The organism is Nocardia vinacea NBRC 16497, from assembly GCF_000308835.1.
GTDB lineage: Bacteria > Actinomycetota > Actinomycetes > Mycobacteriales > Mycobacteriaceae > Nocardia > Nocardia vinacea.
In genome coordinates, this window is sequence record NZ_BAGN01000373.1 from 1 (window position 1) to 13,638 (window position 13,638).

Genomic DNA, 13,638 nt, shown 5'->3' on the forward strand with positions numbered 1-13,638 from the left:
GCGGTAATGCCACCCAACAGGCCGGACCAGCACCGGTGACCACTGCGACAGCACCCTCGACGGTAACCCCACCGGTCGTCACGGCCACAATCTAGGGGTCGGGTTCTACGGCGGGATCGGACCTATTCCGCCGTGTGATGGAATAGTGTGTCGGGTCCGAATCGCGGTGTCTGGTAGTCAGAATCGGCGCGACGCGAGACTCCCGCGCGCCCTATGTGTCGGGGCAAAAACATGCGCGGCACGCGAATTTGGAGCGCGTCATAACCCGATGCGCGACCGGTTCGTATTCCGACGGTCCATTCCGGCAACGTGACCACGGCCGCGCCGAGTGAAGCCCAGGGTGGCCCACGGGAGTGCCCGAGGGCCTCTCCCCTCGGCCGCGGTTCTCAGGCCTGGGCTGGAGGTGCGGCAGGTGCGGGCGCGCCCGCATTCGGATCGCTCTGTGTCGCGGCCGTGGCGGGTGCACTCGGAGCCTGGCTCGCCGGCGCGGTGGCCGCCGGAGCCGGGGCGTACGAAGAAGTGGGGGCCGCTGCGTTGGGGTCGGCCGTCGCGGTGGCCGCCGCATTGGGGTCGGTCGGCGCCGCCGTCCCGGGTGTGGTGGCGGCTGCCCCAGGTGCGGTGGTGCCAGGCGCCGCCTGTTCGGACTTGGCCTTCTCTTGCTCTTCGTGTTCTTTGCGCTGTTTATCGTTCTCCATCAGCGCCGTGACCACGGGTGTCGCCGCCATGACCCCCATCGGGACCAACATCGCGAGCGTCTGGAAAATCTGGCCGATTCCGCCGTCGCCGCCACCGGATCCACTACTACCGCCCGAAGAGTTGCTACCGGAGGAGCCGTTGCCGGAGGAGCCCGAACTGCCACTGCCGGAGCTGTCGTTGCCGGATCCGGCCATGTTCTGGTTGTTCTGGTAGACCGCCTCGACCTTCCGGTACACCTGCTCTACCGCGGTGGCGATCTTCTCCATGAGCTTCGCTTCCTGCGTGGCCTTGTGTTTTCCGGTGATAGGCACCTTCAGATCGGTCTGCAGGGTGTGCACGATATTCTTGATGGCCGCGAGCGTCTCGTCCTTCTTGGCGGCGACTTCGATCGCGGTTTTGGCGACCTCGTTGTCGTAGTTGAGCAGCGCGGTCTGCCGCGCCTGCACGGCAGAAAGGGCCTGCTGGTAGGCGACCGTCGTCTCGCCCTTGCCCAGCGCCTGGTAGACGACCGTCCGAAGCAGATCACCGACCTCCGGCGGCAACTCCGGAACGCCGCGGCCGAGCAGATCGACCGCAGATTGAATCGCGGATTCGGCCATGGCGACAAACGATTTCAACGCCGTTGACGCGCCCGACGGGGGATCCAGTTCAACCAGCCAATAATGCTTCGCAGCAGTGGGCGGTTTGTCGCGGCGATCAGGCCGCTTGTCATGTTTTCCGTCGGATGAGTCCTGCCCGCCGGGTGGCGGACCTTGCGGGTCGGGCGGCAGCTTCGTGTCGGCGCCGGTGGTGTGGGCGGTGGTGGCGCTGGGCGCACTGGCCCAGGCGAGTGTGTCGGCCGCGACTTGCTGGTGCTGGTTCGGCAGCACACGCAAAATGCCGGGGTCGATTTCCGTGCTCCCGTCGGCCATATGCAATCAGATCCTTTCCCGCCACCCGACGCCCACCATTGTCCAGCCTTCCCGCAACTGGGAAGTGGGATCGTTTCCGTTTCTCGGCGCGATTGCCGCATAGTCGTGTGCGACTTCGTAGTTGGAGAAGCTTCTAGATTTCGTCGGCTACACGACAGCTGCGTCGATTCGGAAGGCGGTCGATGATGAGCGATGGCGAGTCGGTCGGATGACACCGCAACTCACACTCGACCTCAACGGGGTCCTGAACTCCTTACTCGGACTCTACGGATCGGGCCAACCGAGCCCGAGCACGACGGCCACCACGGTATCGTCGGTTGCCGCCCGCACCGATGACGGCCATCGCGGTTCGTTGATGGTCGGCTACGGCGACATGCGAGGCATGCATCAATCTGTCGCAGAATCCCAGGCGGGCAAGGACACTATCGTGAACCGGGCGGTGTCATCGGCCGGTGACGGAACCATGGTCGGACGGAACGCGGTGAACAATCAGATCGCCGATCTACAGACTCGCCTGCAGGCGATCGCGACGATCGGCGACACCCGCTTCAGCGGTCCGGCGCTGCTCGATGCCGCCCAGAACACCATCACCACGGTCGCCAAACAAGTCGACGCGGATGTCGCGGCGGCGCGGCATCAGGCGGCTCAGATCATGCCGCCGGCCGTACCGCAGGTCACGCGCGGTCGGGTCACGGGTGGTGGTGGGAGCCGTCGTCGGCGCCGGAGCCGAGCGCGCACCACGGCTCGGACGGCGGGTCGCGCGACCTCTCGACTGCAAGCCATCGCCGGGCATCCTGTTCCGTCGGACGGAACCACCGGCAGCAAGGCGGTCAGCGCGGCGAGTGCCTGGCTGGGCACGCCGTACATCTGGGGCGGCGGCGGTGCGGGCGGTCCGACCGGCGGCGGCTTCGACTGTTCCGGGCTGACGCAGTATGCCGTCGCGCAGGCCACCGACGGTCGGGTCGTATTGCCCCGCACCACTTATGATCAGATCTACTCCGGTGTTCGGATTTCCCCGCAGGACGTGCGGCCCGGTGACCTGGTTTTCCCGGCGAGTTCCTTCAGCGCGCGCGGCCCGGAGCATGTGCAACTCGCGGCGGGCAACGGGCTGGTGATCGAGGCGCCGTACTCGGGTTCGACGGTCAAATGGTCGCGCATGTCCAGCGACGCCGTCGTTGTGCGGGTGATCTGAAGTCCGCAGACACCTCTGAAGTCCGCAGACACCACAGCGGCCGGTGGCTGCCTGAGTGCCACCGGCCGCCAGGCGAGCCGTCGGGGATGGGGGTTCGGCGACTCACCACGGATGTGGGGAATCCGTTGTGCACGGCGGCCTGTTGCCGGGTTGCGACTCCAGGCCGCCGCTCGAGGTTGTGGGCTGTCAGGATGAGGACCGGCAGCCCACTGTGAACTATACCGCTAAATAGCGGTGCGATCAATAGTGTGCCGTTGAATGGTAAAGGGGACCGTCTGGTCGGTGATGATTGCCGCAAACGACAGCGGCCGGTACCTGGGGGAATGAGCCGGGCCGACCGCTGTCATGGGCGCCTGAAGGTGTGGGATGGGGGGCGCCCAGTTCGATATTACCGCTGAATGACGGCACCATCAATAACGGCTACTTGCTTGGAGGTTCGCGTTTTCGCTGCCCACGGGGCTTCCCAATGTTGGGAATTGGCTGGAAACGGCGGCCGCCTCGAAATGTCTATCGTTCCCGCAGGCGATTGTGGCGGAAGGGAAGTCCAGGTGTCAGCGGCCGAGGACGCGTTCTATACAGGTGTTCAATCACTGGGATTGGTCGCCGGGGGAGTGCGAAACGAACAGCATGCGGTGGCAGCGTTCCGAGCCGCCACCGATCTTGATCCGGATATGTGCGATGCCTGGCTGGGCTGCGCCATGGCCGGTGAGGTCACCTCCGAGGTGATCTACGGTGCCTACCGCTCCGTGCACAACCTTTATCGCGACCAGCAGCGCGCGGGTCTTGTGGACCGTTCGCTGTGGTGTCAGGTCGAGATCGGCATGTACGGATTGCGCGTCGCCATGGCCGACCGCGACCAAATCGCGATCGCGCAGGCCTGTTCCTACGCCGATGGTGGCGAGTGGCAAGAAGCCGCCGCGATTCTCGATCAGGTGCCCAGCGACGATGTGGCCGATTTCGTCCGCATGTCGCTGTACTTCCGGACCAAGCAGTGGCCGGACGTGCTCAGTGCACGCAATGCCAAGCCCGTGCTCGAGGACGGACTGCTCGATATCGCGGCCGAGTTGATGACCGCCCAATCGTTGGCGCATCTGGGCCGGATGGGCGAGGCCATGCCGCGTGCGCAGCGCATCGCCGAGGACGCAGCCTCGGGCAATCTGTCCTACATCTGGGCGGATGCGCACTTCCTGTTGGGCATGCTGTACCGGCACAACGGCGATCACGAGAACGCCGACCGAATCCTCAAGGGGCTGCAGGGATCCGGCCTGTGGACCGAGCGCGAGGAATGGCAGCGCGCGGTCAAGGACAAGTCGTACCAGCTCGAGATCACCACGCCGGATCTGCTCGCCTCGCGTACCGACAAATGGGATCCGAAGACCGGTGCCGATCCGGCCGAGGCCGCCGCCTCGGCGGCGCGCGAGGAGCGCGAGACGCTGCTGGCGGAGGCCTCGGAGCTGCTGCAGGCACAGATCGGCATGGATTCGGTCAAGGAGCAGGTCGAGCGGTTGAAGTCGGGCGTGGTGATCGATCAGGTGCGGGCCAAGCGCGGTCTGGCCGTGGAATCCAAGTCGCAGCATCTGATCTTCTCCGGCCCGCCCGGCACCGGCAAGACCACCATCGCCAGGGTGATCGCCAAGATCTTCGCCGGCCTCGGTGTGGTGAAGAATTCCGAGGTCATCGAGGTGTCTCGCAACGATATGGTGGGCACTCACCTCGGCCATACCGCACCGAAGACCAATGCGCTGATCGACTCCGCGCTCGGCGGGGTGCTTTTCATCGACGAGGCCTACACGCTGATCCAGGAGGGCCTGTCCGGCGGCGACGCATTCGGCAAGGAGGCCGTCGATACACTCCTGGCGCGGATGGAGAACGATCGCGACAAGCTGGTCGTGATCATCGCCGGATACGAGGACCAGATCGACCGGTTCCTGGCGTCCAACGACGGCCTCGGCTCGCGCTTCACCAAGCGGATCCGGTTCTCCAGCTATGGCGCCGACGAGCTGACCCAGATCGCCGATCACATTGCGCGCAAAAAGGATTCGCTGCTGTCCGAACAGGCGCGGGAGATCCTGCGGGATCGCTGCGAGCAACTGTCCGGACAGACCAAGAACGGTCGCCTGCTGATCGATCTGGCCGGCAACGGTCGTTTCATCCGCAACGTCGTCGAGGCCGCGGAGGCAGAGCGTGACTACCGCTTCACCAAGGAGAACGTGGATGTCGCTTCGATGAGCAACGAAGAATTGATGACGATCGACGCGTTCGACATCATGGCCGCGCTGGCAGGTTTGGCACCGACGGGCTGACCCGGTGGCGCGTTTCCGGGTGGTGACCAAACACCAGATATCCGGCTGGCGATTTCTCCTGCGCCGTATCGAACACGCCCTGGTGCGTCGCGATGCCTCGATGGTCGATGACCCACAGCGCGGGCGATCCACCGCGCTGTCGATCGGCATCGCGCTGGCCTGTGTGATAATCGCGGGCTCGGCCGTGCTGGCGTTTTTCAAGCCTGCCAAACAGGTCGGGAATTCGAATATCGTGTCGGAAAAGGACAGTGGCGCACTGTTCGTGCGCCTCAACAACCGGTTGTATCCCGCGCTGAATCTGACCTCGGCGCGGTTGATCCTCGGTACGGCCGAGAGTCCGGTGCCGGTCTCGCGCGACGAACTGGCGAAGTATCCGCGCGGACCGTGGGTCGGCATACCCGGGGCGCCGGGCACCATCGTCGACAGCGGCACTCGGGATTCGTCGTGGGCGATCTGCGATACCACCTTCACCGGGTCGGCCGCGCCGGTGAATCAGTCGACCGGACTGCCCACCACGGCCTCATCCGCGGTCCGCACCACCGCGATCGGCGGTTCGCTCACCGTCGACGGTGAAACCATCCGTCCGCTCGGTGCCGACGAGGCCCGGTTGGTGCGCAACGGCAACGACACCTGGCTGCTGTACAACGACGGCGAGAAGGGTGTGGTCCGCGCGGCGATCAGCCTCGCCGATTCCGCGGTGACGTTGGCGCTCGGCATCGACCCCACGACGCCGGTGCCCAACGCGTCCAGCGGACTCCTCGATGCGACTCCGGAGGTGCCGCCGGTGCGGGTGCCGGATGTACCGGGCGCGGGCGGTTCGACCACCTTGAGCTCGGGACTGTCGGTCACGATCGGTTCGGTGTTGAGCATGTCCACGCCGGATCGCGGTGTCTCGTACTACCTGGTTTCCCAATCGGGCTTGGTCCAGGTCAGCGCGGTATTGGCGGCAATTGTCCGCAATGCCGACTCACATGGTATGCCCGCGACGACGGCGGTCGGGCCGGACACCATCACGGCCAATATGCGGCCCGGGGCCTGGCCGGGGACGGCCGACTACCCGGCTCGCCCGGTCAAGGTCGTCGACCCCACTCGTTTCGGGGTGAGTTGCTACCACTGGTCACGCGACAACGGTGATCCGAATGCCCGCACCGAGCTGCTGGTCGGTCGGCAGCTGCCGTTGACGACCGCGGACCAGGTTCGCGTCGTCGATCTGGTGACCGCGCCGAGTTCGGGTGGCGCCACCGCGGATTCGGCCTATCTGCCCGGTAGCAGCGGCCGTTTCGTGCAGGTCACCGGAGCCGATCCCACTTCGCCGCTGCGTGAATCGCTGTATTGGATCTCCGACAGCGGGGTGCGCTACGGGATCGATGCGGGTATCGGCGACACCGGTAACCAAACCCTGAGCGCACTGGGACTGCGTAGTCCGGTGCCCGCGCCGTGGAGCATTGTCTCGTTGTTCGCGGTCGGGCCGGTGCTGTCGCAGAAGGATGCCCGCGTCCAGCACGACGGGGTTCCCACCGATAAGACGGCCACCGGCCTGAAGACCGGCGGTACGTCATGACGACCACGCGTCGATTCGTGCGCCCGGCGCGCGCCGTGCGCGGTCCCAAGGCGCCCGCGGTGACCGAACTGCGGTTGCAGCCGCCGACCGAGCTGCCCAAACCGGTTCCCCCGTCCAGAGTCAAAATGATCATGCCCGTGGTGATGGTCGCGGGCATGGGCGGCATGATGGTGATGATGTTCCGCAATGGCGGGCAGATGTCACCGATGATGATGATGTTCCCGGTCATGATGCTGGTGTCGATGTTCGGCATGATGGGCGGATCGATGGCGGGCGGTGGCGGCAACAATGCGGCCTCGCTCAATGAGGAGCGCAAGGATTATCTGCGCTCGGTCGCCGATAACCGCAAGACCGTCCATGCGGCGGAATCGGAGCTCTTCGCCTTCCTGCGCTACACCCATCCCGGCCCGGCGGAGATCTCCCGGCTGGTCGGCGGCACCCGGATGTGGGAGGTGCAGGTCGCGAGTCCACAGTTTCTGCGGGTGCGGGTGGGCCGGGGCCGGATCGCCAACCAGGTGCGCGTGATCGTGCCGGAGGCAGCGCCCACCGCGGATCTGGATCCGGTCGGCGTCGTCGAGGTCACCCGGTTCGCGAAGGCCTATTCGACCGTCGGCGGTATGCCGGTCGCGATCAATCTGCTGTCCGCGCCACAGGTCGGATTGGACGGTGACGCGGGCGCGGTGGCGGCGCTCGTACGCGCGATGATCGCCGAGATCGCGGTTCTGCACGGACCCGACCAGGTGGCCATCGCTGCGGTGCTGTCGGATCCGGACGGACCGGAGTGGTCCTGGTTGAAGTGGTTGCCGCACACCCAGCATCCGAGTGAGACCGACGCCATCGGGTCGAGCCGGATGGTGTATCGGTCCGTATCGGAGTTGCGCACAAAGGTTCTCGCCGGCCTGAATCGCGGCCCGTTCTCAGCCAACTCACAACCCACCCTCGACCGGACCCACTACATCCTGATCGTGGATGTGGGCGGGGCCGCCAATGAGCGCGATATCTCCGGTGTCGACGGCTGCACCTGGCTGCGGCTCGGCTCGGCCGAACAGACGCTGCCGCGGGCGCTGAAATTCACCGTGAGCGAGAACCGGGACCTGCACGAGGTCACCGCGCGTGGGCCGCGCCGGGTCGGCACGTCCGATGCCATGTCGGTGCCCGCGGCAATCGCATTGGCGCGCAACCTCTCGCCGCACCGTCTGTCGACCGTGGTGGAGGCGGTGGCCGCCGAGCAGGCAAGCGGCGGTACCTCTTGGGAGGACATGGTCGGCATTCTCGATCCGGGCAGTATCTCGGTCGACCTGCACTGGCCCAATCGCCGCGACAGCGACCGCGCCAGGCTCAATATTCCGTTCGGCCACGATCCGACCAGCCAACTCGTCTTCCTCGACATCAAGGAATCGGCCGAGGAGGGCATGGGCCCGCACGGTATGTGCATCGGCGCCACCGGTTCCGGAAAATCGGAATTCCTTCGCACACTGGTGCTTTCGGCGGTCGCGACGCATTCGCCGGATGTGCTGAACCTGCTGCTCGTCGACTTCAAGGGTGGCGCGACCTTCCTCGGCTTCGACCGGCTGCACCACGTCACCGCCGTGGTCACCAACATGGAAGAGGAAGCCGATCTCGTCACCCGAATGGAGGACGTGATCAATGGTGAAATGGCCAGGCGGCAGCGGATTCTGCGCGATGCGGGCAACTTCGCCAGCGTCGCCGACTACGAGCGGGCCCGCGAACAAGGCGCGCAACTACCGCCGCTACCGACCCTGCTCATCATCCTGGACGAATTCGCCGAACTCCTCGAACAGCATCCGAATTTCTCCAAGCTGTTCGTCGCCATCGGTCGACTCGGCCGGTCGCTGCGCATCCACTTGCTGCTCGCCTCGCAGAAGGTGCCCGCCAACCGGATGGGGGAGCTCGAGGCGCATCTGTCCTACCGAATCGCGTTGCGTACCAACCAGACCGCGGATTCCCGCGATGCCATCGGTACGGCCGATGCCTACCACCTGCCGAAGAAGCCGGGCTCGGGTTATCTGCGGGTCGGTTCGGGCGATCTGCAGCGGTTCCAGGCCGCGTACGTGGGTTCCAGCTACACCGCGCCGGCCCAGGCCACCGCGGCCAGCGCACAGCGCGCGCGCCGGATCGGCGGTGGCTACCGGCCGCCACAGCGGTTCACCGCCACCCAGATCATCAATGTCCGTTCCGAGCCGGTTGTCGCACCAGATCCGGTCGCGCCCGAGGTGGACCCGGAAGGCGAACCCGTCACCGTGATGGAGACGGTGCTGCAGCAATTGGCGGGTCACGGCCGCGCGGCGCACAAGATGTGGCTGCCGCCACTGAGCGTGCCGCCGACGCTGGAGCGGCTGGTCCGTTCGGTCACCCCTGGTGCGCTGCAAATGCCCCTTGCAATCGTGGACAAGCCGCGCCAGCAACGTCAGGACGTGTGGTCGGTCGATCTGTCCGGCGCGGGCGGGCATATGGCCGTCGTCGGCGGCCCGCAGTCGGGCAAGTCGACCGCGCTACAGACCTTGATGATCTCGGCTGCGCTGACCCACACGCCGGAACAGGTGCAGTTCTACTGCCTCGACTTCTCCGGTGGTTTGACCGCAATGCGCACTGTGCCGCATGTCGGATCGATCGCCTCGGCGCGCGACGGTGACCGTATCCGGCGCACATTCGCACTGATCACCAATCTTCTCGCGAGTCGGCAGGCGCTGTTCTCCGAACTCGGTATCGAGTCGATGCGCGAGTTCCGGCGTCGCCGCGGGACGCCGCGCGAGTCGGCGGAACTCACAGCCTACGGTGACGAACACGGCGATGTCTTCTTCATCATCGATGGATGGGATGTCGGGTTCTCCGTCAACGGCCCGTACTACGACGAATATGTGCCGGTCATGGAGTCGATCGCGCTGCAGGGCCTGAACTACGGCATCCACCTGGTGGTCAGCAGTTCGCGCTGGGCCGCCATCCGCCCGAACATCAAGGATCTGCTGCAGACGCGTCTGGAGATGCGGCTCGGTGATCTCACCGACACCGTCTTTTCCCAACACCGCGGCGTGGTCACGGCGATTCCGGCGGATCGTCCCGGTCGCTGTCTTTCCAACGATGGCCTGCATATGCTCACCGCGCTGCCGCGCATCGACGGTGTCGGTGATGCCGAGTCGGCGCCCGCCGGTATCGCGGGCGCGATCGACGAGCTCACCCGTCGGTACGAGGGGCGCCGGGCACCGGCCGTCAAACTGCTGCCGGATCAGATCACCCTGGCCGAGATCCGGGCGAATCGGCCGCAGCCGGCCACTCTGGCTCAGCGCTTGGTCGTGCCGTTCGGTGTGCGGGAATCCGATCTGCGACCGGCCGCCATCGATTTCGGGGTCTCGACGCATATGGTGGTGCTCGGCTCGTCGGGTTGCGGCAAGTCGACGGTGCTCGCGGCATTGCTGGAATCGATCCGGACGCAATTCACCAAGGACCAGGCCCGGGTATTGCTGGTGGACTACCGCCGCCAACACATGGAGAAAATTCCGGATGAACAGCTGGTCGGGTATCTGACCAGTGAACGCGATCTGAAGGACGGGCTGCCTCCTTTCGCCGCGAAGATGCGCGAACGCCGCCCACCCGATGGGGTCACCCCGCAGCAGCTGCGGGAACGCTCGTGGTGGAGCGGTCCCGAGATCTTTGTGGTCGTCGACGACTACCACATGGTGGCGCCACGCGGTTCGATCAATCCATTGGACGCGCTGCGTGACCTCATCGTGGACGGCCGTGATACCGGGTTCCATCTCATCGTTGCGCGGAATATCGCCCAGGCCGACATGGCGCTGTACGACAACGTGCTCGGACAGGTCAAGAACCTCAACTGCTCCGGCCTGATCATGGACGGGTCGAAGCTGGACGGCATGCTGATCGGTGATGTGAAGCCGACCAAGCAGCCCGTGGGACGCGGGATCTTCGTGGAGCCATTGCATTCCCGCCGGGATCTCGTGCAGGCCGCATGGCTGCCGGAGCCGGAATGACGCCTGGTCAAGCCCATTTCGGCTGACGTTCCCAGGGTTGGGAATGCCTTAGCGTTCTTGATGTATCGACTCGCGAAGAGTCGGCACCTCTCGTTAGGAGACTTCCATGAACCTGGATGTTGTTCCGGACCATTTCCCGGCTATCGCCTCGCAGCTCGGTGTCAGTGCCGCCGATCTGATGCAGATGCTCGGTGCGGTCGCGACGGTGGCGGTCCCGCTTCCGCCGGGGTTGGACGATGTGAGTGCGTGCATTCCTACCGCATTCGGCGATCAGGCCGGGCTGGTATTGCCTTGCACTGCAAACGGAGTTGCCAAAGGAGTGAACGGGGCAGAAGCACTCCCCGAAATAGCTGTCGCCCATGTGGTTACAGATGGGGCCGGCGGGGTTGAGGTCCTCAGCAACGCTGTGGTAGCTGGCAAGTAATCCCAGGTAGCCCGAGCGAAAGCATGATGATATGCTCGTGCCTTTTTTCATCGCGCAAACACCCGAGGAAATAATTGCGCGACTACTCGGCGGTCCCGGGATCACGGGAACGCTGCTGACGTCGGCGGGCTATCAGGCCATGGCCATGCAGTTGAATGCTGCTGCTGCTGCCACCGAGGGCGCTATGACGCAATTGAGCGGATCGTGGCAAGGGCTCTCGGCGGACAAGGCGCAGCTGGCGTTTCGCAACCATGCGATGTGGTTACGCGAGCAGGCCACCGTTGCAGCGCAAACCGGCCTGTTGGCCGATCAGGTGGCAAGTATTTACTCCGGAGCAGCGACCGCCATGACGGGGGTAGCCGCATGGCTGGCCGAGTTCCGGTTGAAGGAAGCCGCCTTGGTGGCCACGACCGCTATGGGAGCCCCAACCGGTCCGTTGCTGATCGCCCAGGAAATGGAGTATTTCGCGATCAAGGCGGCTGCCACGGCTGTGATGGGCAGCTATGCCGGCGCGTTGCTACCGACGCTCGCGGCGCTTCCGCCGCCGGTCGAAGCGCCCCCCATCGTGACCGGCGGCGATCCGGGCATGCAAATGGACTACTCCTCGTACGACGACCCAACGACCTACGGCGGGACCGAACACAGTACTACCGGAACGACCCAAACGACGACCACTCACACCCCGTCGGACACCGGAGGTACGAACGATACCGGTGGTGGTGACAACGGGACCGGCGGCGATAACGGCGGCCCGGGCGGCAACGATACGCCGACCGATCCCACACCAACGGATCCGGCGAACTCGGCCACCCCCAGCGATCCCGAGCAGCTGGCGCCGCAGGCGGATCCCGGTGCGCTGAACGGTGATTCGGGCGCGAACGGCGTCGACTACGGTTCGGCGGACCAGATGGAACTCGTCGGCACATCGCAATATTCGACGACGCTCGCGGGATTGAACGGCGGGGTCGGCAGCCTCGTCGCGCTCAATATGGTGCGCGGCGGCGTCGGATCGATGCCGGGCGCTTCGACCGGATTCCGGATGCCTCCCAACTGGAATCTGGGTGCGAGCCGGGTCTTCGGTGCTACGCCTGCGCAGACGGGACCTGGTCCGATGGGGCCGCGCAGCGGGCCACCGCGGGGTGCGGTCGCGCCGAAGTCCCGGATGCGGCGTCGTCGCGACGACGAGAAAAGGGGGTCGAAGGTATTCGTACCCGGCGAACCTCAGGAAGTGCCGGTACTCGAAAAGGCTCCGGTCATCGGCGTTATCGAGTACGCGGACGGTAATGGCCGCGACGAGCCCGTGCTCGAACCGGTCCTGGCAGTCGGTGTCATCGAGCGAGTCGAAGACGAAGCTGTACTCGCCTCGGCAGAACGTCCCCGGTGAAGTGCACCGAGGCCGAATATCCAAATAATGGAGAGGAATAACAATGGCCATTACGGATGTCGATCCGGCCCTGGTCCAGACGACCGCGAACAACACAACCATCGGTATGGGTGAGCTCGAAACGCATCTCGGAAGGATGCAGGGCGCCGCGACCGAGTTGCACAGCGCGATCAAGGGTAATACCGGTGATGCGGTCCAACAGGCGATGAGTGATGCATTCCAGCAGGGAAAGAATCTTGCCAAGGATTTGCAGCTTATCATCGATGTAATGAAACAAAACGGCGTCAGTTTCGATGAGAGTGATATGACCGAAGCTCAAAAGGTTTTGGCACATATCGGTGGCGACGGGGTCAACTCCACGAAGAACCTCAACTTGAATTTTCAGTGAGGTTTCAGGTAACCGCCGTACTCAAAATTAGGAAGGACTAGTTCGATGACTAAACCTATTCACCTCAATCACGCCGCCGCAGCGACCGCCGTTGGCGATGTCAAGGCGCTCGTCACCGCGATGATGGCGAACACCGAGCGATTGCGTGGGTTCCAGAAGGCGTTGGAAACCGTGATGCTGGGCGCCTTCGGCGATCAGTATCAGAGCACTATGACCAACTACAACAACGACCTGACTGCCTACGACACGCAGGTCCAGAAGTTGAACGGCGCTGTCGAGGTCGCCGCCCTCGAGATCCAGCGCACCGACCACCAGGCGGGACAGAGGTTCGCGGGGCTCGGCAGGTCGTAACGATCGCGCCGTTCCCTTCCATGCCGTCGCATGTTTCGCGGCGCGCGTGGGCTGTTTCCGATGACTCGACATTCGGTGAAAGTGTGGAAGACGATCCAATCGCAATCGACCTGAATGTCGATGCCGCCCTGCTGCTGCAGCGGCTGGTCGGCATCGACTCCTATCCGCCGGTATTGGCATTGCTGCCGACCATTTATCGGCCCGAGGACCGGGACCGAGTAGACGCCGTCGTCGGCGCACAGCTCACCGAGGCGGGCGTGCTCGAGGACGGCGTGGTGAACCCGGTAGTCGAGCAATGGCTGCGGTGTCTGTACCGGCCGGATGTGGAATTGGTTGCCCGGATCCTGGATGCCGGCTCGGATGACGAACCGCCAGCAATGCTGCGGTTGTCGCTCGGTGCGCGCGGGTCGAGACCGCATGT

General features: G+C 64.8%; 10 protein-coding genes. 9 read left to right on the forward strand and 1 reads right to left on the reverse strand.

What is annotated here, in order from left to right:
• Positions 1 to 386 precede the first annotated feature (386 nt).
• The gene (locus tag ON44_RS34835; RefSeq protein WP_040698610.1) at positions 387 to 1,607 is read right to left on the reverse strand and encodes a hypothetical protein; all 1,221 of its coding nucleotides are present in this window, start codon (positions 1,605 to 1,607) and stop codon (positions 387 to 389) included.
• Between the two features lie 208 nt (positions 1,608 to 1,815).
• Between ON44_RS34835 and ON44_RS53570 the strand changes: the two genes are divergently transcribed.
• The 9 genes from ON44_RS53570 to ON44_RS34880 form a co-directional block, all read left to right on the forward strand.
• Positions 1,816 to 2,799, forward strand: coding sequence for a C40 family peptidase (locus ON44_RS53570; protein WP_040698611.1), 984 nt, complete (start codon positions 1,816 to 1,818; stop codon positions 2,797 to 2,799).
• Positions 2,800 to 3,347: 548 nt separating this feature from the next.
• Complete coding sequence (gene eccA / locus ON44_RS34845) at positions 3,348 to 5,102, forward strand: type VII secretion AAA-ATPase EccA (protein WP_040698612.1); 1,755 nt, start codon at positions 3,348 to 3,350, stop codon at positions 5,100 to 5,102.
• Positions 5,103 to 5,106: 4 nt separating this feature from the next.
• Positions 5,107 to 6,663: a type VII secretion protein EccB gene (gene eccB, locus ON44_RS34850; protein ID WP_040698613.1), complete on the forward strand. Its 1,557-nt coding sequence runs from the start codon at positions 5,107 to 5,109 to the stop codon at positions 6,661 to 6,663.
• The gene (gene eccCa / locus ON44_RS34855; protein ID WP_051182764.1) at positions 6,660 to 10,670 is read left to right on the forward strand and encodes a type VII secretion protein EccCa; all 4,011 of its coding nucleotides are present in this window, start codon (positions 6,660 to 6,662) and stop codon (positions 10,668 to 10,670) included. Before eccB ends, eccCa begins: the two co-directional genes overlap by 4 nt.
• A gap of 106 nt (positions 10,671 to 10,776) precedes the next feature.
• Positions 10,777 to 11,094, forward strand: coding sequence for a PE domain-containing protein (locus ON44_RS34860; protein ID WP_040698614.1), 318 nt, complete (start codon positions 10,777 to 10,779; stop codon positions 11,092 to 11,094).
• A 31-nt stretch (positions 11,095 to 11,125) separates the two neighbouring features.
• Positions 11,126 to 12,478, forward strand: a complete 1,353-nt coding sequence (locus tag ON44_RS34865; RefSeq protein ID WP_040698615.1) for a PPE domain-containing protein — start codon at positions 11,126 to 11,128, stop codon at positions 12,476 to 12,478.
• A 43-nt stretch (positions 12,479 to 12,521) separates the two neighbouring features.
• The gene (locus ON44_RS34870) at positions 12,522 to 12,866 is read left to right on the forward strand and encodes a WXG100 family type VII secretion target (protein ID WP_040698616.1); all 345 of its coding nucleotides are present in this window, start codon (positions 12,522 to 12,524) and stop codon (positions 12,864 to 12,866) included.
• Between the two features lie 45 nt (positions 12,867 to 12,911).
• Positions 12,912 to 13,217 carry a hypothetical protein gene (locus ON44_RS34875; RefSeq protein ID WP_040698617.1) on the forward strand — a complete coding sequence of 102 codons (306 nt, stop codon included), beginning with the start codon at positions 12,912 to 12,914 and terminating at the stop codon, positions 13,215 to 13,217.
• Between the two features lie 83 nt (positions 13,218 to 13,300).
• Positions 13,301 to 13,638, forward strand: a 338-nt coding sequence (locus ON44_RS34880) for an ESX secretion-associated protein EspG (RefSeq protein WP_040698619.1), incomplete at its 3' end; no start/stop codon positions are given.